Source organism: Streptomyces sp. A1277, assembly GCF_004795015.1.
Lineage (GTDB): Bacteria > Actinomycetota > Actinomycetes > Streptomycetales > Streptomycetaceae > Streptomyces.
Map to the genome: position 1 here is coordinate 69,052 of NZ_SSBI01000011.1, position 21,474 is coordinate 90,525.

Annotated in this window: 22 protein-coding genes; 12 read left to right on the forward strand and 10 right to left on the reverse strand. The window is 71.2% G+C overall.

Annotated features, from left to right (window positions below; translation table 11 throughout):
* The 5 genes from E6R18_RS09965 (at position 1) to E6R18_RS09985 (ending at position 3,684) form a co-directional block, all read left to right on the forward strand.
* Positions 1-915 (forward strand): F0F1 ATP synthase subunit gamma, encoded by a 915-nt coding sequence (locus E6R18_RS09965; protein ID WP_136316501.1) that lies wholly within the window; start codon positions 1-3, stop codon positions 913-915.
* On the forward strand, positions 915-2,357 hold the full coding sequence (gene atpD, locus E6R18_RS09970) for a F0F1 ATP synthase subunit beta (RefSeq protein ID WP_136316502.1): 1,443 nt from the start codon (positions 915-917) through the stop codon (positions 2,355-2,357). The genes E6R18_RS09965 and atpD overlap by 1 nt, the downstream gene beginning before the upstream one ends.
* Before the next feature lie 109 nt (positions 2,358-2,466).
* Positions 2,467-2,841 (forward strand): F0F1 ATP synthase subunit epsilon, encoded by a 375-nt coding sequence (locus E6R18_RS09975; RefSeq protein ID WP_136203291.1) that lies wholly within the window; start codon positions 2,467-2,469, stop codon positions 2,839-2,841.
* Positions 2,842-2,980: 139 nt separating this feature from the next.
* The gene (locus E6R18_RS09980; RefSeq protein ID WP_136316565.1) at positions 2,981-3,427 is read left to right on the forward strand and encodes a DUF2550 domain-containing protein; all 447 of its coding nucleotides are present in this window, start codon (positions 2,981-2,983) and stop codon (positions 3,425-3,427) included.
* 17 nt (positions 3,428-3,444) lie between these two features.
* Positions 3,445-3,684 (forward strand): hypothetical protein, encoded by a 240-nt coding sequence (locus tag E6R18_RS09985; protein ID WP_206308253.1) that lies wholly within the window; start codon positions 3,445-3,447, stop codon positions 3,682-3,684.
* 307 nt (positions 3,685-3,991) lie between these two features.
* Here the strand turns inward: E6R18_RS09985 and E6R18_RS09990 are convergent, their stop codons facing one another.
* The 3 genes from E6R18_RS09990 to E6R18_RS10000 all read right to left on the reverse strand — a co-directional run bounded on the left by E6R18_RS09990 (position 3,992) and on the right by E6R18_RS10000 (position 7,920).
* Positions 3,992-5,887 (reverse strand): glycoside hydrolase family 18 chitinase, encoded by a 1,896-nt coding sequence (locus E6R18_RS09990; RefSeq protein WP_136316503.1) that lies wholly within the window; start codon positions 5,885-5,887, stop codon positions 3,992-3,994.
* A 180-nt stretch (positions 5,888-6,067) separates the two neighbouring features.
* Positions 6,068-6,718 (reverse strand): response regulator transcription factor, encoded by a 651-nt coding sequence (locus E6R18_RS09995; RefSeq protein WP_136316504.1) that lies wholly within the window; start codon positions 6,716-6,718, stop codon positions 6,068-6,070.
* Positions 6,715-7,920, reverse strand: a complete 1,206-nt coding sequence (locus E6R18_RS10000; RefSeq protein WP_136316505.1) for a histidine kinase — start codon at positions 7,918-7,920, stop codon at positions 6,715-6,717. The genes E6R18_RS09995 and E6R18_RS10000 overlap by 4 nt, the downstream gene beginning before the upstream one ends.
* Before the next feature lie 152 nt (positions 7,921-8,072).
* Here E6R18_RS10000 and E6R18_RS10005 point away from each other — a divergent pair, with 152 nt between their 5' ends.
* On the forward strand, positions 8,073-8,627 hold the full coding sequence (locus tag E6R18_RS10005; RefSeq protein WP_136316506.1) for a hypothetical protein: 555 nt from the start codon (positions 8,073-8,075) through the stop codon (positions 8,625-8,627).
* 21 nt (positions 8,628-8,648) lie between these two features.
* Here the strand turns inward: E6R18_RS10005 and E6R18_RS10010 are convergent, their stop codons facing one another.
* The gene (locus E6R18_RS10010) at positions 8,649-9,221 is read right to left on the reverse strand and encodes a cob(I)yrinic acid a,c-diamide adenosyltransferase (protein WP_136316507.1); all 573 of its coding nucleotides are present in this window, start codon (positions 9,219-9,221) and stop codon (positions 8,649-8,651) included.
* 130 nt (positions 9,222-9,351) lie between these two features.
* Here E6R18_RS10010 and E6R18_RS10015 point away from each other — a divergent pair, with 130 nt between their 5' ends.
* The 4 genes from E6R18_RS10015 (at position 9,352) to E6R18_RS10030 (ending at position 14,261) form a co-directional block, all read left to right on the forward strand.
* Entirely contained in the window at positions 9,352-9,993 is a 642-nt protein-coding gene (locus E6R18_RS10015) for a TetR/AcrR family transcriptional regulator (RefSeq protein WP_136316508.1), read from the forward strand.
* Between the two features lie 131 nt (positions 9,994-10,124).
* The gene (locus E6R18_RS10020; RefSeq protein ID WP_136316509.1) at positions 10,125-10,973 is read left to right on the forward strand and encodes a 3-hydroxyacyl-CoA dehydrogenase family protein; all 849 of its coding nucleotides are present in this window, start codon (positions 10,125-10,127) and stop codon (positions 10,971-10,973) included.
* Between the two features lie 237 nt (positions 10,974-11,210).
* Positions 11,211-11,534 carry an STAS domain-containing protein gene (locus tag E6R18_RS10025; RefSeq protein WP_018102617.1) on the forward strand — a complete coding sequence of 108 codons (324 nt, stop codon included), beginning with the start codon at positions 11,211-11,213 and terminating at the stop codon, positions 11,532-11,534.
* A gap of 252 nt (positions 11,535-11,786) precedes the next feature.
* A complete protein-coding gene (locus E6R18_RS10030; protein WP_136316510.1) occupies positions 11,787-14,261 on the forward strand; it encodes an ATP-binding protein in 2,475 nt (824 codons plus the stop codon).
* A 60-nt stretch (positions 14,262-14,321) separates the two neighbouring features.
* Here E6R18_RS10030 and nucS read toward each other — a convergent pair whose 3' ends face one another.
* A complete protein-coding gene (gene nucS, locus E6R18_RS10035) occupies positions 14,322-14,993 on the reverse strand; it encodes an endonuclease NucS (protein ID WP_136316511.1) in 672 nt (223 codons plus the stop codon).
* Between the two features lie 264 nt (positions 14,994-15,257).
* On the opposite strand from nucS, the gene E6R18_RS10040 reads away from it, so the two are divergent.
* Entirely contained in the window at positions 15,258-15,650 is a 393-nt protein-coding gene (locus E6R18_RS10040; protein WP_018102614.1) for an SCO5389 family protein, read from the forward strand.
* Positions 15,651-15,750: 100 nt separating this feature from the next.
* On the opposite strand, the gene E6R18_RS10045 is transcribed toward E6R18_RS10040, so the two are convergent.
* Positions 15,751-16,794: an LLM class flavin-dependent oxidoreductase gene (locus E6R18_RS10045; RefSeq protein WP_136316512.1), complete on the reverse strand. Its 1,044-nt coding sequence runs from the start codon at positions 16,792-16,794 to the stop codon at positions 15,751-15,753.
* 214 nt (positions 16,795-17,008) lie between these two features.
* Here E6R18_RS10045 and E6R18_RS10050 point away from each other — a divergent pair, with 214 nt between their 5' ends.
* Positions 17,009-17,338, forward strand: a complete 330-nt coding sequence (locus E6R18_RS10050) for an ATP/GTP-binding protein (protein WP_136316513.1) — start codon at positions 17,009-17,011, stop codon at positions 17,336-17,338.
* A gap of 12 nt (positions 17,339-17,350) precedes the next feature.
* On the opposite strand, the gene E6R18_RS10055 is transcribed toward E6R18_RS10050, so the two are convergent.
* The 4 genes from E6R18_RS10055 to E6R18_RS10070 all read right to left on the reverse strand — a co-directional run bounded on the left by E6R18_RS10055 (position 17,351) and on the right by E6R18_RS10070 (position 21,426).
* On the reverse strand, positions 17,351-18,226 hold the full coding sequence (locus E6R18_RS10055) for an ABC transporter permease subunit (RefSeq protein WP_136316514.1): 876 nt from the start codon (positions 18,224-18,226) through the stop codon (positions 17,351-17,353).
* Positions 18,223-19,434: an ABC transporter ATP-binding protein gene (locus E6R18_RS10060; RefSeq protein WP_136316515.1), complete on the reverse strand. Its 1,212-nt coding sequence runs from the start codon at positions 19,432-19,434 to the stop codon at positions 18,223-18,225. Before E6R18_RS10060 ends, E6R18_RS10055 begins: the two co-directional genes overlap by 4 nt.
* Positions 19,435-19,642: 208 nt before the next feature.
* Positions 19,643-20,422 carry an ABC transporter permease subunit gene (locus E6R18_RS10065; RefSeq protein ID WP_136316516.1) on the reverse strand — a complete coding sequence of 260 codons (780 nt, stop codon included), beginning with the start codon at positions 20,420-20,422 and terminating at the stop codon, positions 19,643-19,645.
* Between the two features lie 5 nt (positions 20,423-20,427).
* Positions 20,428-21,426, reverse strand: a complete 999-nt coding sequence (locus E6R18_RS10070) for an ATP-binding cassette domain-containing protein (RefSeq protein ID WP_136316517.1) — start codon at positions 21,424-21,426, stop codon at positions 20,428-20,430.
* Between the last annotated feature and the right edge of the window lie 48 nt (positions 21,427-21,474).

The following is a 21,474-nucleotide window of genomic DNA, read 5'->3' on the forward strand; positions in this document are numbered from 1 at the left end:
ATGGGCGCTCAGCTTCGCGTTTACAAGCGCCGCATCCGCTCCGTCACCGCCACGAAGAAGATCACCAAGGCGATGGAGATGATCGCCGCCTCGCGCATCGTCAAGGCGCAGCGCCAGGTGGCGGCGTCGACGCCGTACGCGACCGAGCTCACCCGTGCGGTGACCGCGGTGGCGACCGGCTCCACCACCAAGCACCCGCTGACCACCGAGGCCGAGGCTCCGGCCCGGGCCGCGATCCTGCTCGTCACGAGCGACCGCGGTCTGGCCGGCGGTTACTCCTCCAACGCCATCAAGGCCGCGGAGAAGCTGACCGAGCGGCTGCGCGGTGAGGGCAAGGAGGTCGACACGTATGTGATCGGCCGCAAGGGTGTCGCCTACTACGGCTTCCGCGAGCGCAAGATCGCGGACTCGTGGACCGGCTTCACCGACAGCCCGACGTACGCGGATGCCAAGCGGGCGGCTGCTCCGCTGATCGAGGCGGTCACCCAGGAGACCGCCGAGGGCGGCGTCGACGAGCTGCACATCGTCTTCACGGAGTTCGTGTCGATGATGACGCAGAACCCGGTCGACGACCGGATGCTGCCGCTCAGTCTCGGTGCCACGGAGCAGGAGGACGGCAAGGGCGAGATCCTGCCGCTCTTCGACTTCGAGCCGTCGGCGGAGGACGTCCTCGACGCCCTGCTTCCGCGGTACGTCGAGAGCCGCATCTACAACGCGCTGCTGCAGGCCGCTGCTTCCGAGCACGCCGCCCGCCGCCGCGCGATGAAGTCGGCCACCGACAACGCCGGTGAGCTCATCAAGACGCTCTCCCGGCTTGCCAACGCGGCCCGCCAGGCCGAAATCACCCAGGAAATCAGCGAGATCGTCGGTGGTGCCAGTGCGCTGGCCGACGCGACCGCGGGGAGTGACAAGTAATGACGACCACAGTTGAGACGGCCGTTGCCACGGGCCGCGTCGCCCGGGTCATCGGCCCGGTCGTCGACGTGGAGTTCCCCGTCGACGCGATGCCGGAGATCTACAACGCGCTGACCGTTCAGGTGGCCGACCCGGCCGAGGACGGCAAGCTCAAGAAGCTGACGCTCGAGGTCGCCCAGCACCTCGGTGACGGCGTGATCCGCGCGATCTCGATGCAGCCCACCGACGGCCTGGTCCGCCAGGCCCCGGTGACCGACACGGGCACGGGCATCACGGTGCCCGTCGGCGATGTCACCAAGGGCAAGGTGTTCAACACCCTCGGCGAGATCCTGAACAAGCCGGAGGCCGAGTCCGAGGTCACCGAGCGCTGGCCGATCCACCGCAAGGCGCCCAACTTCGACCAGCTCGAGTCCAAGACCGAGATGTTCGAGACCGGCGTCAAGGTCATCGACCTCCTCACCCCGTACGTCAAGGGCGGAAAGATCGGTCTGTTCGGTGGTGCCGGTGTCGGCAAGACCGTGCTGATCCAGGAGATGATCTACCGCGTCGCCAACAACCACGACGGTGTGTCGGTGTTCGCGGGCGTCGGTGAGCGCACCCGTGAGGGCAACGACCTCATCGAGGAGATGGCCGAGTCCGGCGTCATCGACAAGACGGCGCTCGTCTTCGGCCAGATGGACGAGCCGCCGGGGACCCGTCTCCGCGTCGCCCTGGCCGGTCTGACCATGGCGGAGTACTTCCGCGATGTGCAGAAGCAGGACGTGCTCTTCTTCATCGACAACATCTTCCGGTACACCCAGGCCGGTTCCGAGGTGTCCACCCTGCTCGGCCGTATGCCGTCCGCGGTGGGTTACCAGCCGAACCTGGCCGACGAGATGGGTCTGCTCCAGGAGCGCATCACGTCGACCCGCGGTCACTCGATCACCTCGATGCAGGCGATCTACGTCCCCGCGGACGACCTGACCGACCCGGCGCCGGCCACCACCTTCGCCCACCTCGACGCGACGACGGTTCTCTCCCGTCCGATCTCGGAGAAGGGCATCTACCCGGCCGTGGACCCGCTGGACTCCACGTCCCGCATCCTCGACCCGCGGTACATCGCGGCGGACCACTACGCGGCCGCCATGCGTGTCAAGGGGATCCTGCAGAAGTACAAGGACCTCCAGGACATCATCGCGATCCTCGGCATCGACGAGCTGGGCGAGGAGGACAAGCTCGTTGTCCACCGTGCCCGTCGCGTCGAGCGCTTCCTGTCGCAGAACACCCACGTCGCCAAGCAGTTCACCGGCGTGGACGGTTCGGACGTTCCGCTCGACGAGTCGATCGCCGCGTTCAACTCGATCTGCGACGGTGAGTACGACCACTTCCCCGAGCAGGCGTTCTTCATGTGCGGTGGCATCGAGGACCTGAAGGCCAACGCCAAGGAGCTCGGCGTCTCCTGAGCCCCCGGCTCACCGAGGGGGGCGGGTGCGTCCCGTCCCCCTCACCACGCCCCGTAGAATTGACCCAACACCCGGCACGACCGCCGGGTGGTGACCCGAGGAGCCACCCTTGGCTGCTGAGCTGCACGTCGAGCTGGTCGCCGCGGACCGCAGTGTCTGGTCCGGCGAGGCCACCCTGGTCGTCGCGCGCACCACGTCCGGCGACATCGGCGTCATGCCCGGTCACCAGCCGCTTCTGGGTGTGCTGGAATCGGGCCCGGTGACGATCCGTACGAGCGACGGCGCGACCGTCGTCGCCGCGGTGCACGGCGGTTTCATCTCCTTCGCGGACGACAAGCTCTCGCTTCTCGCCGAGATCGCGGAGCTGGCCGACGAGATCGACGTCCAGCGCGCGGAGCGTGCGCTGGAGCGTGCGAAGTCGGACACGGACGCCGCTTCCGAGCGGCGCGCCGAAGTACGACTGCGTGCGGTGGCGGCACACTAGCCACCTCATGACATGGCGTTACCCTCAGCCGCGGCCCGTTCTGGAGACCTCCAGACCGTGTCGCGGCTGAGGCGATGCAGATGCAGGTGAAGTTCCGGGCGGTATCCGTTTACTCGACGACGCGAGGAGGTCGGTGGAGATGTTCCTCGCGCTGTGGGTGGGCGGGCTGGTCGTCGCGCTGGTCGCGGTGGGGCTCTTCGTCTTCGGTCTGCGCCGGCGGCTGATTCAGCGCTCCGGCGGGACCTTCGACTGCAGCCTGAGATGGGATGTGCCCGTCGAGCCCGATCTCTCGGGCAAGGGCTGGGTGTACGGCGTCGCCCGGTACAGCGGCGACAAGGTGAACTGGTTCCGGGTCTTCAGCTACTCGCCGCGTCCGCGCCGGGTGCTTGAGCGGTCCGCGATCGAGGTCGTGGCCCGCCGCCTGCCGGAGGGCGAGGAGGAGATGGCTCTCCTGTCCGACGCCATCGTGCTCGGCTGTCTCCACCGGGAGACCCGCCTGGAGCTGGCGATGAGCGAGGACGCGCTGACCGGCTTCCTGGCCTGGCTGGAGGCGGCACCGCCCGGCCAGCGGGTGAACGTGGCCTAGGCGGCGTCGGTGTCTCCGTGGTGGCGGGAGCGGCCGGCCGGCTGGAGTCGCCGGCCTCGGCAGACGAGCACAGCCGCGAGCGGGGCCGGCTGCCGGGCGAGCTCCTCGACCGGCACGCCGACCGCTTCCCCGCCCTGACCAGGGCCATGGCGGACTTGGCGTTCGAGACCGGCGGCACCGACGCGCTCGACTTCGGCCCGGACCGCATCCTGGGCGGCGTACAGGCGCTCATCGACCGGGCGGCGGACCGGGGCTGACGGCGCCGGGAACGCGAGGGCGCCGGGAACGCGAGGACGCCGGGGACGCGAGGGCGCCCGTGCGCGAGGGTGTCGGGAACGCGAGGGTGCCGGGGACGCGAGGGCGCCCGTGCGCGAGGGTGCCGGGAACGCGAGGACGCCGGGAACGCGAGGGCGCCCGTGCGCGAGGGCGCCGGGAACGCGAGGGCGCCCGTGCGCGAGGGTGTCGGGAACGCGAGGGTGCCGGGGACGCGAAAACCGGGGAGACAGGGGGCGGACCTGTCTCCCCGGCGCTTTCGGGGGTTAAGCGATGTGCCGTGCCGTGGTGCTAGTTGAGGCCGTTGTGCATCGCGTTCACGAGTTCACCGTTGCTGGTGTCCCCACTGAACTCCCAGAAGAACGCGCCTCCCAGGCCCTGGTTCTTCGCCCAGGTCATCTTCGAGCCGATGGTGGCCGGGGTGTCGTAGCTCCACCAGTTGGTGCCGCAGTGCGCGTACGCCGTGCCGGCGATGGTGCCGGTGGTCGGGCAGCTGGTCTTCAGGACCTTGTAGTCCTCGATGCCGGCCTCGTAGGTGCCCGGGGCGGCGCCGGTGGCGGTGCCGCCGGGCGCGTCCTGGGTGACGCCGGTCCACCCGCGGCCGTAGAAGCCGATGCCGAGCAGCAGCTTGGAGGCGGGGACGCCCTTGGCCTTCAGCTTGGCGATCGCGTCGGCGGAGTTGAAGCCGTCCTGCGGGATGCCGTTGTACGAGGTCAGCGGGGAGTGCGGGGCCGTCGGGCCCTTCGCGTCCCAGGCGCCGAAGAAGTCGTACGTCATCACGTTGTACCAGTCGAGCGACTGCGCGGCGCCGGCGTAGTCCGCCAGGTCGAGCTTGCCGCCGGTGGAGCCGTCGGCCGAGATGGCGGCGGTGACCAGGTTCTTGCTGCCGAACTTCGAGCGCAGCGCCGAGGTGAGCTTCTTCAGCGAGTCCGGGCCGCTGGTGTCACAGGTCAGGCCGCAGGCGTTGGGGTACTCCCAGTCGATGTCGATGCCGTCGAAGACATCGGCCCACCGCGGGTCCTCGACCAGGTCGTAGCAGGACTGGGCGAACGCGGCCGGGTTCTGGGCCGCCTGGCCGAAGCCGCCGGACCAGGTCCAGCCGCCGAAGGACCACAGGACCTTGATGTTCGGGTACTTCGCCTTGAGCTTGCGCAGCTGGTTGAAGCTGCCCCGCAGCGGCTGGTCCCAGGTGTCGGCCACGCCGTCCACGGACTTGTCCGCGGTGTACGCCATGTCGTAGTCGGCGTAGGAGTCGCCGATGGTGCACTTGCCGCCCTGGACGTTGCCGAAGGCGTAGTTGATGTGCGTGATCTTCGCGGCCGAACCGGAGGTGTCCAGGTTCTTGACGTGGTAGTTCCGGCCGTAGACGCCCCAGTCGGTGAAGTAACCGAGGTTCACCTTGCCGCCGGTGTTGCCGTTGCCGTCTCCGTCGCCGTCACCGTTGCCGCCACCCGTGGTGTGGACCTTGACCGCGCCGCTGACCGGGCCGGTCTGGTCGGCGGTGTCGCGCGCCTGCACGGTGTACGAGTAGTCGGTGCCCGCGGTCAGGCCGGAGTTGGTGTACGTGGTGCCGGTGACCGTGGCGACGACCACGCCGTCCCGCAGGACGTCGTAGTTCTTGATGCCGTGGTCATCGGTGGCCGCGGACCAGCTGAGCTTCGCCGAGGTGTCGGTGATGTTGCTCGCGGTGGGGGTGCCCGGCGCCGAGGGGGCGTTGTCGCCGGGGACGCTGCCGCCGTCGCAGGAGGCGCCGTTCAGCGTGCAGTGGGTGGCGGCGCCGCTGCCGGAGCCGGTGCCGTTGAAGCCGAAGGAGACGCTGGCGCCCGGGGCGATCGAGCCGTTCCAGCCGACGTTCTTGGCGGTCCAGTGGTCACCCGTGTGGGTGACGGTGGCGTCCCAGGCGGAGCCGACTCCGGTGCCGCTGGGGAAGTCCCACTCGATGGTCCAGGAGCTGAGGGCGGTGGTACCGGTGTTCTTCACCGTCCACTGGCCCTCGAAGCCGCTGCCCCAGTCGGACTTCTTGAGGTACGTGGCCGTGGCGGAGGTCGCCGCCTCGGCGGGGGAGGCCATGCCGACCATGGCGGCAAGGGGAAGGAGCAGTGCGGTGAGGCCCGCGACGGCTCTGGTTTTGGAGGCTTGACCGGACCCGAGTCTGAATCGGGTACGGCGGGGGGTCTCAGTGCTCAACGGTGCTCCTCGGGTGAGGTCCGGACATACGGGGTGGTCCGTGAACTGCTAACCCTGCGCCGCCCAGAGCCCGCGTTGTCATGGCAGGCTCACCGCAGTGTGCTCGGTGAGATTAGGAAGGTCTGGACCAATCGTCAAGAGGTCTGGACCAAAGATCGCCGTCCTGGTCGGAATAAACCCTCAAACGCCCAACTCCTGGGCCAGCACCGCCGCCTGAACCCGGCTCCGCAACTCCAGCTTCCCCAGCAACCGGCTGACGTGCGTCTTCGCCGTCGCCTCGGCCATGGACAGGCGCCCCGCGATCTCCGCGTTCGACAGCCCCTCGCCCAAGCACCCCAGCACCTCGCGCTCGCGCCGGGTGAGCGTCTCCAGCACCGCCCCGTCGGGCGCGTCCGCCTGCCGTACGGGCGGGGATCCGGCGAACTCCGCGATCAGCCGGCGCGTCACCGCCGGGGCGATCAGCCCCTCGCCGCGCGCCACCGTGCGCACCGCGTCGAGCAGCCCGCGCGCCTCGGTGTCCTTCAGCAGGAAGCCCGACGCCCCGGCCCGCAGCGCGCCGAACACATACGCGTCCAGGTCGAAGGTGGTCAGCACCAGCACGTCCGCCAGCCGCTCGTCCACCACCTGCCGGGTCGCCGACACCCCGTCGAGGCGCGGCATCTGGATGTCCATCAGCACCAGGTCGGGGCGCAGCTCGCGGGCCAGCCGCACCGCCTCCTCGCCGTCACCGGCCTCCCCGACGACCTCGATGTCCGGCGCACTGCCCAGGATGAGCACGAGCCCCGCCCGCACCGCCGCCTGGTCCTCCGCCACCACCACCCGGACCGTCATGACCTCACCCTGCCTTCCGTACCGTCCGGGACGGGCAGCTGTGCCCGTACCCGCCACAACTCCGTACCGTCCCCGCCCGTAACCGGGCTCGCGTCGAACTTCCCGCCCAACAGCGCCACTCGCTCCCGCATCCCCACCAGACCGGCTCCCGACCCCGGCGCGCGCGGTCCCCTCCGGTCCCCGAGCACGCTGCTCACCTCCACCGTCAGCAGCCGCTCCGCCTGCCCGAGGTGCACCGTGACCGGGCCCGGCGCCGCGTGCTTGAGCGCATTGGTCAAGGATTCCTGCACGATGCGGTACGCGGCCAGCTCGACCGGCGCCGGCGGCGGCTCCCGGTCCGCCCGGGTGTCCTCCAGGACGCAGGTCAGCCCGCTGGACGCCGCGCCCGCCCGGTTCTGCTCGATCAGCGCGTCCAGCGAGGCCAGTGTCGGGGAGCCGGCGGGCTCAGAGTCGGCCGATCCGGCGCGCAACAGCCCGATCAGACGGCGCATTTCGGCCAGACCCTCGACGCTGTTCTCACGGATCACCCCGAGGGCGTTGCGCGAGGTCTCCGGCTCGTCGATGGAGAGCGCGGCGGTGGAGTGGATGGCGATGGCGGACAGGTGGTTGGCGACCAAGTCGTGCAGCTCGCGCGCCATCCGGGCCCGCTCGGCGGTGACCGCCTGGGCGCGGTCCATCTCGGCGAGCAGAGCGGTCTGGTCGGCGCGCAGCCGGGCGGTCTCGGCGGCGTCGCGGTGGTTGCGCACGCTGACCCCGGTGAGGGCGGGGGCGAACACGACCAGGGCGGTGAGGATGCCGACGAGCAGCGCCTGGGCGTCGCGGAACCAGGCCAGGAAGCCGATCGTGACCCCGACGGTGATCAGGAACGTGGTCACCGGGATGCGGCGGGCGGCGGCCGGGGCGCCGTACAGGACGGCCGCGTACATGATGTCCGTGAACATCAGCACGGTCGCCAGGTTCCCGGGTGTGAACTGGTCGGCGACCAGCGCGAGGGTGCCGATGACCAGCGCGGTCCGCGGGGCGCTGCGGCGCAGCAGTTCGAGCCCCGCCATCATCGTGAGCGGGACGAGGGCGGTCCAGGTCGCGTCGAGCGGGCGGCCGTTCTGCATGCGCAGCCCGAGCAGCGACAGGACCGCTCCGCCGAGGAGTCCGACGGCCGCGATCAGGACGTCGTGGCGGTGGGGGCGGGCCAGTGGGGGCACCCGTCCATCCAACACGTCCGGCGCACGCGGGCACGTCGGCGCCAGGGGCGATCCGCGCGTACATCGAAGGATGCAGTCGGGTTTCGTCACCGGGGGCGATGATCCGGGCCCGGGCGGCGGCCAGGCTGGAGGGGAGTGAAAGGGAGCGGACCGTGATCGTCACACTGATCGTCGCCTGCGAGATCGCCTTCTGGGTGCTGCTGGCCGCCGGCCTGGCCCTGCGCTACGGGGCGCGCAGGCCGCGCCTGGGCGCCGCCGTGCTGCTGTGCGAGCCGGTGCTTGAGCTCGTCCTGCTCGCGGTCACCGCCGTCGACCTGAAGAACGGCGCGGCCCCCGACTGGAAGCACGGGCTCGCCGCCGTCTACATCGGCTTCACGGTGGGCCTCGGGCACTCGGCCATCAAGTGGGCCGACGCCCGGGTGGCCCACCGTTTCGCCGGCGGCCCGCCCCCGGTGAAACCGCCGAAGTACGGGGCGGCGCGGGCGGCGCGCGAGTGGAAGGTCGCGGCCCGCTGGACGGTCGCCGCGGTGACGGCACTGGCCCTGCTCCAGGCGGCGGTCCGGTACGTCGGGGGAGCCGGGGACGTGACATCGCTGCGGTCCTGGCAGCGCACGATGCTCCTGGTGATCGGGATCAACCTGGTGATCGCGGCGAGCTACACGGTGTTCCCGAAGCGGGAGCCCCACAAGGACCCGCCCGCGACGTGAGCCCTCGCGGGCGGGGTGGGCTCAGCGCTCGCCGCCGGGGACCCACAGCACGTCGCCGACCTCCTTGTTCGCCACCCGGGCGAGGATGAACAGCAGGTCGGAGAGGCGGTTGAGGTAGGTGGCGGTGAGCGCGTTCATGACGTCGCCGTGCACCTCCATCGCGGCCCAGGTGGAGCGCTCGGCCCGGCGGACCACGGTGCACGCCTGGTGCAGCAGCGCCGCGCCCGGCGTACCGCCCGGAAGGATGAAGCTTCGGAGCTTCTCCACCTGCTCCAGGTAGTGGTCGCAGTCCTCCTCCAGCTTGTCGACGTAGCTCTGCTCGACCCGCAGCGGCGGGTACTCCGGGTTCTCGGCCACCGGCGTCGAGAGGTCCGCGCCCACGTCGAACAGGTCGTTCTGCACGCGGACGAGGACCTTCACGATGTCGTCGGACAGCTGCCCGAGGGCGATCGCGGTGCCGATGACCGCGTTGGCCTCGTTGGCGTCGGCGTAGGCGGAGATCCGCAGATCGGTCTTGGCGGTCCGGCTCATGTCACCGAGGGCGGTGGTGCCCTTGTCGCCGGTACGGGTGTAGATGCGCGTCAGATTGACCATGCGGCCAGCCTAGTGCCGCTCCTTCCAGGCGAACCTTGGCTGCCGCAGCACACTAGTTAGGCGCCGGCTTTCTTAAAAATTGCAATGACTCCAAATATTCAGGAACCCCAGAGCGATCTACGATGGGTCCATGGCTGAGGGACTCAGGGAGCGCAAGAAGCGGCAGACCAGGCAGTACCTCTCGGACGTGGCCACCGGCCTGTTCCTGGAGCGGGGCTTCGACGCCGTCACGATCGCCGAGATCGCACAGGCGGCCGACGTCTCGGTCAACACGGTCTACAACTACTTCCCCGCCAAGGAGGACCTCTTCCTCGACCGCGGCGCGGGCGTGGTCGAGCGCCTCTCGCGTTACGTCAGGGGGCGGGACGCGGGCGAGTCCGCGGCCGACGCCGTCCTGCGGGAACTGCGCATCCAGGCCGAGAACGTCTCGCCCACCGTCGGGCTGATGGAGGGGTACGCCCGCTTCATGCGGGTCATCGAGGGCGCCGACGGCCTCAAGGCCCGCCTGTGGCTCATCCAGCAGGAGGCCCAGCAGCACCTGGAGGCGACCCTCCTGGAGGTGTCCGGCGCCGCGCCCGGGGACCGGACGCCGGTCCTGGTGGCCGGTCAGCTCTCCTGGGTCCACAGCACGCTCATGGCCTACGTCGGCGGCGAGATGGTCGCCGGGCGCAAGGCCGCCGAAGTCTCCCGGGACGCCCTCGTCCTGCTGGACGACATCGAGGACCTGCTGGGCGAAAAGGTGCTCAACTACGCCCGCCGCACCGCCGAATGACACCTCCCGGTGTGATGTCCGTCATTTGAGACGTGACGCGCATCTCTTCGCCGCCCCAGCGCCCGCCACGGGTACTAACCTCCGCCGGAGGGCATGGACCAGAACCATTGACAAGACACAGGGGTGCCAACGTGGCCAGGAAGCTCGCCGTCATCGGAGCCGGACTCATGGGGTCCGGCATCGCGCAGGTCTCCGCCCAGGCGGGCTGGGACGTCGTCCTGCGTGACGTCACCGACGAGGCACTGACCCGCGGCCGCGACGGCATCAAGACCTCCTACGACAAGTTCGTCGCCAAGGGCAAGCTGGACGCGGCCGACGCCGAGGCCGCACTCGGCCGGATCACCACGACCACCGACCTGGACGCCGTCGCCGACGCGGACATCGTCGTGGAGGCCGTCTTCGAGAAGCTGGAGGTGAAGCACGAGATCTTCCGGACCCTCGACAAGATCGTCCGGGACGACGCCGTGCTCGCCTCCAACACCTCCGCCATCCCGATCACCAAGATCGCGGCCGTGACGGAGCGCCCGGAGCGTGTCGTCGGCGTCCACTTCTTCTCGCCGGTCCCGATGATGCAGCTCTGCGAACTCGTACGCGGCTACAAGACCAGCGACGAAACCCTCGCCACCGCGCGGGAGTTCGCCGAGTCCGTCGGCAAGACCTGCATCGTCGTCAACCGCGACGTGGCCGGCTTCGTCACCACCCGGCTGATCTCGGCGCTCGTGGTCGAGGCCGCCAAGCTCTACGAGTCGGGCGTCGCCACCGCCGAGGACATCGACACCGCCTGCAAGCTCGGTTTCGGCCACGCCATGGGCCCCCTCGCGACCGCCGACCTCACCGGCGTCGACATCCTGCTGCACGCCACGAGCAACATTTACACCGAGTCCCAGGACGAGAAGTTCGCCGCCCCGGAGCTGATGCGCCGGATGGTCGATGCAGGTGACATCGGGCGCAAGAGCGGGCAGGGCTTCTACACCTACTGATCATTTTCGGTCCGGTTCGCCTGATCTGCCGTCAATCAGGCCGGGTGCCCGTCGGGGTACGCCGGCCGCGGCCGACTCGGCCACCGGGTTCCGCGGCCGTCCCACATCACTCCTCGGAGTGAATTCGGTATCGGTTCGCTTACAGACGGCAACTACCCTGTCGCTGCCGCAGTCAGTTGGGGCAGAGACAGTTTCGGACAGACGGACCGGGCCACGGAGCATTCCAGGGGAGCGCATATGCACATCAGGGGCGACCACGCCGAGCTGGTCGTCGGGGGCCGCCTCGACGTCCGAAGCGCGGCGGACGCCCGTACGGTCCTGCACTCGGCCCTCGACGACGGCGTCGGAGATCTGGTGCTCGACCTGACCGAGCTGGATTCGTGGGACGCCACCGGACTCGGCGTCATCATGGGCGCACACCGCAGGGCCGGACGCGCCGGACGGCGCCTCGTGCTGCGCGGCGTACCCCCGCAGATGCAACGCCTCCTGGTGGCCACCCGGCTGCACCGCATCCTCGCCATCGAGGGCGGGATCGCCGCGGAGTCGCTGCCGCGCGTCTGAGCCCGCCCGGCCGGGGACGCCCCGTGGCCCCGGACGGACCCTCGGTGACCGTACGGGCCGAAGGCGCACAATCCTCACGAGACCGTGACCTGTGGGGCGGCGAGCCACCCCGGCCGTTCGTAGATACTGTGCGCAGGTTTAGGGTTCGGCCGTCTGCCGATTGACGGACCCACCCGGCGGACACCGGACCGTGAGCGGACGTGCGTGGCCGGGAGGGGCAACCGTGCTCGACGCGTCTTGGGGGCTTTGGCGATGGACCCGATACACCGGGGGCCGGAAGAGTTCGGCCACGACAGCGACGGCTTCGCCGAGGAGGCCGGCCGGCGCCGCCCCTCCCGCGATCCGCTGACTCCCGATTTCGGTCAGCAAACGCCACACCAGGCCCGCGTCGTCACGCTCGTCGCCGGCGACCTGCTCCTCACCGTCAACCCCGTCGACGGCAGCGAGGTCGAGCTGTGCCCGCCCGGCGAGCAGCCCGCCGCCCCCGTCCGCCGCACCCCCGCCGAGCGCGCGGACCGCGCCCGCGCCGCCGCGCCCCCCGTGCCGCCCGGCCCGCCCCTCCTCCAGCTGCCCCTGCTGCGGCGCGAGGACGAGCGCGAACGGCTGAGCCGGCTGCTCGCCCGCGGCCGCTCGGTCCGGCTCACCGGCCCCGCGGGCTCCGGCCGCACCGCCCTGCTCGACGCCGTCGCCGCCGACTGCGCCGAACTCGCGCCCGACGGGGTCGTCCGCCTCAACGGCCACAAGCGCACCGTCACCGACCTGCTGTACGGACTCTTCGACGCCGTCCACGACGCCCCCCTGCACCGGCCCGACCGCCCCCTGCTCCTGGAGAAGCTGCGCTCCACCGGAGCCGTCGTCGTCCTGGACGACCTGGAGTTCGGCGGCGCGGCCCTGGACGAACTGCGCGACGCCACCCCCGAGTGCGCCTACCTGCTCGCCGCCACGCCCGACGTGCCCGCGCCCGGCGCCGACTCCCACCTCGAAGAGGTCTTCCTCACCGGCCTCGACCGCGCCACCTCCATCGACCTGCTGGAACGGGTCGTCGAGCGGCCGCTCACCGAGGAGGAGGCCAACTGGGCCGGAGACCTCTGGTTCGAGTCCGAGGGCCTGCCCCTGCGCTTCGTCCAGGCCGGCGCCCTGCTGCGCCAGCGCGACCAGCTGCGCACCGACCCCACCGCGTACGACGAGTACGGCTACCTGGAGAACCGGCCCGCCGACGCGCCCCCGGCCCCCGAGGACGCCGCAGACGGGGACGCCGCGACACCGCTGCCCAGCCTCGGCGAGGGCGCGGCGCCCGCCGCCCTGCTCGCCTCCCGGCTGAGCGGCGCCGCCCGCGACACGCTCCGCTTCGCGGTGGCGCTCGGCGGCGAGGTGCCGCACCAGGCCCACCTGCCGGCGCTCGTCGGGGACACCCACGCGGACGCCGCGCTGGGCGAGCTGGCCGGCTGCGGCCTGCTCTCCCCGGCCGGCTCCCGCTACCGGCTGGCCGCCGGCGTGCTCGCCCAGCTGACGGCCGCCGGATACGACGACGACGCCGCCGACCGGGCCCGCACGGCCGCCCAGCACTACGCCTGGTGGGCCGGCCACCCCTCGGTCACCCCGGCCCGGGCCGCCGCCGAGGCCGACGCGATCGTCGCGGCCATGACCCAGCTGGTGCCGGGCGAGGAGGCGGGGCAGACCAGCGCCGCCGTGCTCCTGGCCCGCAGCGCCGCCCCCGCCTTCGCGGCCGGGCTGCACTGGGGCGCCTGGGAGCGGGCCCTGCGGATCGGCCAGGAGGCCGGCCGGCTCGCCGGGGAGGTCGCGGAAGAGGCTTACTTCCACCACGAGTTGGGCGTCCTCGCGCTCTGCACCGGAAATCCCGACCGGGCCAGGGCCGAGCTGGAGACCTCCATCAGCATGCGCGGGGCGCTCGCCGACAAGAGCGGCGCGGTGGCCGGCCGGCGGGCGCTCGCCCTGGTGGAGGACCGCACCGGGGGCCCGGCCGCGAGTGTTCCGCCCCTGGGCGACGAGACACCGTCCGGGCCGTTCGAGGCGTCCCCGCCGCCGGGTGTGCCCGCCGCCCTGCCGGTGTCGATGCAGCGCGCGTTCGACGACACGGCGGTGGTGCCCAGGCAGGAGGCACCCCCGGCCGGCAAGGCCCCCGAGCGGGGCGGCCCGCTGGCGCTCCTGGGCGGGGCCCGGCGCAACCTGGTCGCGGCGGGCGCGGGCGTGCTGCTGGCCGGGGTCCTCGGCACGGTGGTGACGCTCGGGCTGACGTCGAGCAGTGACCCGCAGGGTGACCCCGGCGCCTCGACCGAGCAGTCGGTGACCGGGGACGACGGCATCACGGACGACGGCACCACGGCCGACGAGCCGGCGGACGGGACGACCCCGCCGGTGAGGGAGTCGGGCTCCGCGTCCACGTCGGCGACGCCCGGGCCCTCGGACAGCGGGTCGGCGCCGGCGGGCGCGGTGTCGCCTTCGGCGACGTCTTCGGCGGTGGAGACGCCGTCGTCTCCGGATGCGCCGTCGTCGCCTTCGGCGACGGAGTCGTCCGGGGTGCCGTCCGGGACGACGAAGCCGACGCCCACGAAGTCGGCCACGGCGTCGAGCAGTCCGGGGCCCTCGGAGTCGGAGTCGGGGTCCCCGAGCCCCACGGAGACGGAGGAGGAGCCGACGCCGCCGGAGTCGCCCGACTCGGCGAGCGGGCCCTCCGGCGGGCTGAGCGAGAGTCCGTCGGTGCTCTAGCCGGTGCGGGTGCGTTCCGGCTGAGGTCTTGTCCTCAATCGCCGGACGGGCTTGATGGGCTCAGAACAACCGCAGCTTGTCGTCCTCGATGCCTCGCATCGCGTCGTAGTCGAGGACCACGCAGCCGATGCCTCGGTCCGTGGCCAGGACGCGGGCCTGGGGCTTGATCTCCTGGGCGGCGAAGACGCCCTTCACGGGGGCCAGGTGCGGGTCGCGGTTCAGCAGCTCCAGGTAGCGGGTCAGCTGCTCCACGCCGTCGATGTCGCCGCGCCGCTTCAGCTCGACGGCCACCGTCTGCCCGTCCGCGTCGCGGCACAGGATGTCGACCGGGCCGATGGCCGTGAAGTACTCGCGGCGGATCAGGGTGTAGCCCTCGCCCAGGATCTCGATCCGGTCGGCCAGCAGTTCCTGGAGGTGCGCTTCCACACCGTCCTTGATCAGCCCCGGATCGACGCCCAGCTCGTGGGACGAGTCATGGAGGATTTCCTCCATGGTGATGATCAGTTTTTCGCCCGCCTTGTTCACCACGGTCCAGACGCCCTCGGCGTCACCGCCGCCCTCCTTCAGGGTGCAGGGGGGCGACATCCAGTTGAGCGGTTTGTACGCCCTGTCGTCGGCGTGAATCGACACGCTCCCGTCCGCCTTCACCAGGATGAGACGGGGAGCGGAGGGCAGGTGGGCCGTGAGCCGGCCCGCGTAGTCCACGGAGCAGCGGGCGATGACGAGACGCATGGTCGGCAACGCTACTCGACGTCGGGGGCTCGACGCGATTCACGAGGGCGTCGCCCCAGCCCCTTCCGGACCTGACGCTTTCTGTCTTGCCCCTCTTTGAACCCCTTCGTTATTGGCCGGTTGTGTTCCCAATCTCCTGGTGCGGCCCGGACTGCGCCCTTACCGTGGATGCAGGAGGTCGTCGTGTGTGCACGCTGCGTCGCCGCCCTCCTTCCCTGCCCGTAAGGCTCCGGCACTCCGGCCGGGGTCGCGAGAGGAGAACCCATGTCGCTCGACGTCTCACCGGCGCTGTTGGAACAGGCCGAGCGAGGCGAGGTCGACGAAGCCGACTTCGTCGACTGCGTCCGGACCTCCCTGCCCTACGCATGGGAGATGATCAGCTCGTTGGTGGCTCAGCTGAAGGTCGACGGCGGGGAGTTCGCCGACAACCAGACGCCGCCGCCCAACGAGCAGGCACGTGGTCAGCTGCTGCGTGCGCTCGCGAGTGATGCGATACGTGGCGCGCTGCAGCGGCACTTCGGGGTGCGTCTCGCATTCCAGAACTGCCACCGCGTCGCGGTGTTCCCGCTGGACGCCTCGGTCGACGACCGACTGGCCAAGTTCACCTCGGTGAGGGGCCAGTTGCTCAACCAGTCGCCCGAACTTCGGGACTGCTGAATCCTTTCGCTGCCGTTCCGGGCCGCGGGAGGTGCAACTGGTCCGGGGCGGCAGCTCCCGTACGTACGCCGCTGTACACCGTCACGCGGGTGCGCGGGGGTCATTCGAGGAGGGGCAGCACCTCGGTGCCCAGCCGCGCTACGTTCTCCTCCGTGGCGACGAGATCTCCGGAACCCTCCACCAGGAGCGCGAAGCGGGTGATGCCCGTGCGCTCGGCGGTGGCCGCGAGGCGCTCGGCGGCGAGCCCCGGTGTGCCCACCGGATGAAGGCCGCACAGCAGCTCCGCGTAGCCCACCGGGTCCCGCATCACGCGGTGCCGCCCGTCGACCGTCACATGGGCGCCCAGCCCCTGGCGCAGCCAGCCCGGCATCGCCTTCACCAGCGTCTCGACGGCGTCCTCGGTGCGGTCGGCGATCTGGGCCACCCCCGCCGACACGTGGCCCGCCCCGCGCACCCGCTCCGGTGCGTGGCCGGCCGCCAGCGCGAGGGACCGCCACAGCGCGACCATCTCCGCCTTCTCCTCGTCCCCGCAGTGCATGCCGAGCAGCATCGGCAGGCCGTTCTCGGCGGCGAGTTCCACGCTGCCGCGCGAGGTGCACGCGACGATCACCTCGGGGCCGCCGGAGCTCTCCGCGCCCTGGCCGCCGAGCAGTTCGTCGGCCCGGGGGACGACCGCCACCTCGCGGAAGCCGTACCGTTCGCCCCGGCCCGCCACGCGCGGCTCGCGCAGCCAGTCGAGCAGGAGCCCCAGGGACTCCGGGAAGCCCTTCTCGTACGCCTCCAGGCCGCCGCCGAACACCTCCAGGTCCACCCACGGACCGCCCCGGCCCACCCCGAGGCTGAACCGGCCGCCGCTGGTGAGGTGGAGCAGCGCGGCCTGCTCGCCGAGCGCGACCGGGTGCTGGGTGGGCAGCACGCTCACCGCCGTACCGACGCGGATGCGGCGGGTGCGGCCGAGCAGCTGCGCGGCCAGTGTGACGGCGGACGGGCACACCCCGTACGGCACGAAATGATGTTCGGCCAGCCAGACCGAGTCCAGGCCGGATTCCTCCGCGACCTCGGCGGACCGGATCGCGCGGTGCAGCGCTTCCCCCGGCCCCTGGCCCGGAAACTGGGCTGCCAGTACGAACGTTCCCACACGCATCGCCAATTGCCTCCTTGCGGCCGACGCGGCTCTCCCCTACCGGCAACAACGTCTGACACGTGCCAAAGGCACGGTCCCGGGCCGGGTTGTTGCGATTTTCCGGTAACCCGCACCTCCCGGGGCCTCGTCCCGAGCGGTGCGGGACCAGTACCCCGCCCGAATGGCCCTACGCTGGACGGGAAAACCGCCCAGCCCGCCCCGTGTGAGGTGTCACGTGTCCCCGCGCCGCAACCGCCCCCGAGGCGGCGAGAGCCCCGACGACAGCGCGCGCGTGGGAGGGGACCGGTACGGCGGGGGAGGGCGCTCGGAGGAGTGGCGGGGCGAGGAGTGGTCCGTGCGCCCGGTCAGCGGGGCGAGCGCGATGGGCAAGCGCTACCGCTGCCCCGGCTGCGACCAGGAGATCCCCTCCGGCGTCCCGCACCTGGTGGCCTGGTCCGAGTACGGCGGGGTCGACGACCGCAGACACTGGCACAAGGCGTGCTGGAACGCGAAGGACCGCCGCACCACACGGGTGCAGCGGTCCAGGAACGCGCCCAGGTACTGAGGGGCGGCCGGCTCAGACGTCGCGCCGGCTCATCGCCAGGTACGCGCCGCCCATGGCCACCGCGGTCACGCCGAGCATGATCCACAGCGGGTCCCAGCCGGACGGGCCGCCGGACGAGGTGACCGAGTTGTCGTAGAAGATGCTCAGCTGGTTCGGGATCGAGTACTCCAGCAGCTTCTCCTGGAGCGTGCGCAGCGAGTCGGAGAACATGAAGATGGCCAGCACCAGCGGCAGCAGCACCAGGCCGATCATGATGGTGATCGCCCCGGCCGAGTGCCGGATGAGCGCGCCGACCGCCAGCGCGAGCAGCCCCAGCGTCGCGACGTAGAGACCGACGCCGACCGTGGCGCGCGTCCACTCCTCGCCGGTGGGCGACGCGGCGTCCAGTACGGAGGTCTGGATCAGGGCGACGAGCGACGTCATCACCGTGGTGAGGACGAAGCTGAGCAGGAAGAAGACGAGGGCCTTGGCGCCGAGCACCCGGCCCCGGCTCGGGCAGGCCGTCAGCGTCGTACGGATCATGCCGGTGCCGTACTCTGAGGCGATCGTCATCACGCCGAGCGTGATCACGCAGATCGTGCCCAGCAGCACGCCGAAGAAGCCGAGGCTCAGCACCGGGGTCCCGCTCATGTCCGAGTCGGACGCGGAGACCGCCAGGGCCGCGAGCACCCCGATGACCAGCAGCAGCGCGGTCATGACGCCGAGCGTCCACATGGTCGAGCGCACGGACCGGATCTTGGTCCACTCGGAGGCGATGGCGTCGCCGAGCGTCGCGGGGCGCACCGGGATCGGCGAGGTGTAGAAGCCCTGGGGCTGCTGGTACGCCTGCTGCGGCGCGGCCTGCTGGTACGGCGCCTGCGGCGCCGGCGGCGTGGACGGCGTGGTCATCGGGGGTCCTCGCTGGTGTCGCGCTCGGTCAGGTCTGCGGGGGCCCCGGCGGGCGCCGCCGGGGCGGGAGCGGTGGCCGCAGGCGCGGGGGCCCGGGACGGCGGCGTGGGCGCCTGCGCGGGGGCGGTGGGCGCCGGGGCGGCCGCGTACGGGTTCTGTCCGGGCGGCGGCGGGGCGTACCAGCCCTGCTGCGGGACATCGGGCACGGGCTGCTGCGGCGGCGGGGCGTACCCCGGCTGCTGCCCGTACCCGGCGTACGGCGGCTGCTGCTGGAGGTGGGCCTTCTGGTCCACCGTCGAACGGTAGTCCACGGCGCCCTGCGTCATCCGCATGTACGCCTCCTCCAGCGATGCCTGGTGCGGCGAGAGCTCCCACAGCCGGACGTCCGACTCATGGGCGAGGTCGCTGATCCGGGGGAGTGCCAGGCCGGTGACCCGCAGCGCCCCGTCCGGCTCGGGCATGACCTGGCCGCCCGCCTCGGTCAGGGTGCCGGTGAGCTTCTCGCGCTGCTCGGGCGTCTCGTCCGGGACGCGCACCCGCGCGAAGTCGGCCGAGTTGGCCGAGATGAAGTCCGTGACGCTCATGTCGGCCATCAGCTGGCCGCGGCCGATCACGATCAGGTGGTCGGCGGTGAGGGCCATCTCGCTCATGAGGTGGCTGGAGACGAAGACCGTGCGGCCCTCGGACGCCAGCATCTTCATCAGGTTGCGGACCCAGAGGATGCCCTCGGGGTCGAGGCCGTTGACCGGTTCGTCGAAGAGCAGCACCTGCGGGTCGCCCAGCAGCGCGGCCGCGATGCCCAGCCGCTGCCCCATGCCGAGCGAGAAGCCCTTGGAGCGCTTGCGGGCCACGTCCTGGAGGCCGACCACGCCCAGCACCTCGTCCACCCGGGCCTCCGGGATGCCGGCCAGCTGGGCCAGCGAGAGGAGGTGGTTGCGGGCGCTGCGGCCGCCGTGCACGGCCTTGGCGTCGAGCAGGGCGCCCACCTGTCGGGGCGCGTTCGGCAGGCTGCGGAAGTCGTGGCCGCCGATGGTCACGCGGCCCGCCGTCGGCCGGTCGAGGCCGAGGATCATGCGCATGGTCGTGGACTTGCCCGACCCGTTGGGACCGAGGAATCCGGTGACGGCACCCGGCCGCACCTGGAAGGAAAGGTTGTACACGGCCGTCTTCGCGCCATAGCGCTTGGTCAGGCCGACTGCCTCGATCATGCTCCAGCCCCATCGACTTATCTGTCGTCGGGGCACAGGCCGTCCGGCCGTACGCCCCCCGTATGAGTGAGGAGGATATCCAGGCGTTGACGGTTCCGGCCAAGTCGTTACGGGGCGAGTCCCGCCCGGGGGCGGCGGGCCGGAGCCCGCCGCCCCCGGTCAGGAGCCCCGCATCTCAGGCGTCCCGCTTGTTCAGGCGCCCCGCTTCTCAGGCGTCCCGCTTCTTCAGAACGAGGAAGCCGCCGATCACCGAGGCCGCCACCCAGGCGACCATGATCAGCAGCCCCGCCCACGGCCCGTACGGCGACGGGTCGCTGTTCATCGCGTCCGGCACCACCTGCATGATCTTGGAGCCCGCCTGGTCCGGGAAGTACCGGGCGACCTTCTTGGCGCCCGGCACGGCCGACAGGATCTGCGAGACCAGGAAGAAGAACGGCATCAGGATGCCGAGCGACAGCATGGAACTGCGCAGCATCGCCGCCACGCCCATGGAGAAGACCGCGATCAGACCCATGTAGAGGCCGCCGCCGACGACCGCCCGCAGCACGTTGTCCGCGCCGATGTCCGTGCGGTGGCCGCCCAGCAGCGCCTGGCCGAGGAAGAAGGTGGCGAAACTGGTGGCGAGACCCACCACCAGCGCCAGCACCCCGGCCACCAGCACCTTGCTGAACAGGAAGGTCGCGCGCTGCGGCACGGCCGCCAGCGAGGTGCGGATCATGCCGGAGCTGTACTCCGTACCGACCACGAGCACCCCGAAGACCACCATCGCCAGCTGGCCGAGAATCATCCCGGAGAAGCTGATGAGGGTGGGGTCGAAGGTGGCCCGCTCGGCGGGGGCGAGCTCGTCGAACTGGGCGTTCATCACCGCGCACAGGGCCGCGCCCATCGCGACGGTGACCACGAACGCCGAGATGAGCGTCCAGGTGGTGGAGGAGACCGTCCGGATCTTGGTCCATTCGGAAGTCAGGACCGCGGGGACCGAAGCCATCGTCGTCACGCCCCCTTTCCGCTGTCGGGGCGCTGGTTCCACTGGCCCCACTGGTCGCCGCCCCACTGCTGTCCCTCCGGCGGTGGCGCGCCGCCCGGTCCCGAGTGCGCGTGGTACTCCACCGAGCCCGCCGTCATCTGCATGAACGCTTCCTCCAGAGACGCCCGCTGGGCGCTCAGTTCGTGCAGCACGATCGTGTGCCGGGCGGCCAGCTCGCCCAGGTCCTCGGTGGTGGCGCCGTCCACCTCCAGCGTGCCGTCGCCCGCCTCGACCGCGACGACGCCCTCCTCGTGCAGGGCATCGCGCAGCCGCTCCTGCTGCGGCGAGCGCAGCCGGACGTAGCTGCGGGAGTTCTCGTGGATGAAGTCGGCCATCGAGGTGTCGGCGAGCAGCCTGCCCTGGCCGATCACGATCAGGTGGTCGGCGGTCAGCGCCATCTCGCTCATCAGGTGGGAGGAGACGAAGATCGTCCGGCCCTGGCCCGCGAGCGTCTTCATCAGGTTCCGGATCCAGTGGATGCCCTCGGGGTCGAGCCCGTTGACCGGCTCGTCGAACATCAGGATCTCGGGATCGCCCAGCAGCGCCGACGCGATGCCGAGCCGCTGGCCCATGCCGAGCGAGAAGCCCTTGGACTTCTTCTTCGCCACCGCGGTCAGCCCGACGGTGTCCAGCACCTCCGCCACCCGGCTCTCCGGGATGCGGTTGCTCTGGGCCAGGCACAGCAGGTTGTGGTACGCGCTGCGCCCGCCGTGCATCGACTTGGCGTCCAGCAGCGCGCCGATGTACTTGAGCGGTTCGGAGAGGTCGCGGTAGTGCTTGCCGTCGATGCGCACGGAACCGCTGGTGGGGTTGTCGAGATCGAGCATCATCCGCATCGTGGTGGACTTGCCCGCCCCGTTGGGTCCCAGAAAACCCGTCACCATTCCCGGTCTGATCACGCACGACAACTGGTCGACGGCGACCTTGTTCCCGAAACGCTTGGTGAGTCCGTCAAGCTCGATCATGCGTTCACGCTAGAACGAGCGCGTGCCCGGCGCCACCACAAAGGCGGA

Coding starts and splice junctions, on each gene's coding strand:
- E6R18_RS09965 (WP_136316501.1), top strand. CDS start 1: ATGGGCGCTCAGCTTCGCGTTTACAAGCGCCGCATCCGCTCCGTCACC.
- atpD (WP_136316502.1), top strand. CDS start 915: ATGACGACCACAGTTGAGACGGCCGTTGCCACGGGCCGCGTCGCCCGG.
- E6R18_RS09980 (WP_136316565.1), top strand. CDS start 2,981: ATGTTCCTCGCGCTGTGGGTGGGCGGGCTGGTCGTCGCGCTGGTCGCG.
- E6R18_RS09995 (WP_136316504.1), bottom strand. CDS start 6,718: ATGACGGTCCGGGTGGTGGTGGCGGAGGACCAGGCGGCGGTGCGGGCG.
- E6R18_RS10010 (WP_136316507.1), bottom strand. CDS start 9,221: ATGGTCAATCTGACGCGCATCTACACCCGTACCGGCGACAAGGGCACC.
- E6R18_RS10015 (WP_136316508.1), top strand. CDS start 9,352: ATGGCTGAGGGACTCAGGGAGCGCAAGAAGCGGCAGACCAGGCAGTAC.
- E6R18_RS10025 (WP_018102617.1), top strand. CDS start 11,211: ATGCACATCAGGGGCGACCACGCCGAGCTGGTCGTCGGGGGCCGCCTC.
- E6R18_RS10030 (WP_136316510.1), top strand. CDS start 11,787: ATGGACCCGATACACCGGGGGCCGGAAGAGTTCGGCCACGACAGCGAC.
- nucS (WP_136316511.1), bottom strand. CDS start 14,993: ATGCGTCTCGTCATCGCCCGCTGCTCCGTGGACTACGCGGGCCGGCTC.
- E6R18_RS10040 (WP_018102614.1), top strand. CDS start 15,258: ATGTCGCTCGACGTCTCACCGGCGCTGTTGGAACAGGCCGAGCGAGGC.
- E6R18_RS10045 (WP_136316512.1), bottom strand. CDS start 16,794: ATGCGTGTGGGAACGTTCGTACTGGCAGCCCAGTTTCCGGGCCAGGGG.
- E6R18_RS10055 (WP_136316514.1), bottom strand. CDS start 18,226: ATGACCACGCCGTCCACGCCGCCGGCGCCGCAGGCGCCGTACCAGCAG.
- E6R18_RS10060 (WP_136316515.1), bottom strand. CDS start 19,434: ATGATCGAGGCAGTCGGCCTGACCAAGCGCTATGGCGCGAAGACGGCC.
- E6R18_RS10065 (WP_136316516.1), bottom strand. CDS start 20,422: ATGGCTTCGGTCCCCGCGGTCCTGACTTCCGAATGGACCAAGATCCGG.
- E6R18_RS10070 (WP_136316517.1), bottom strand. CDS start 21,426: ATGATCGAGCTTGACGGACTCACCAAGCGTTTCGGGAACAAGGTCGCC.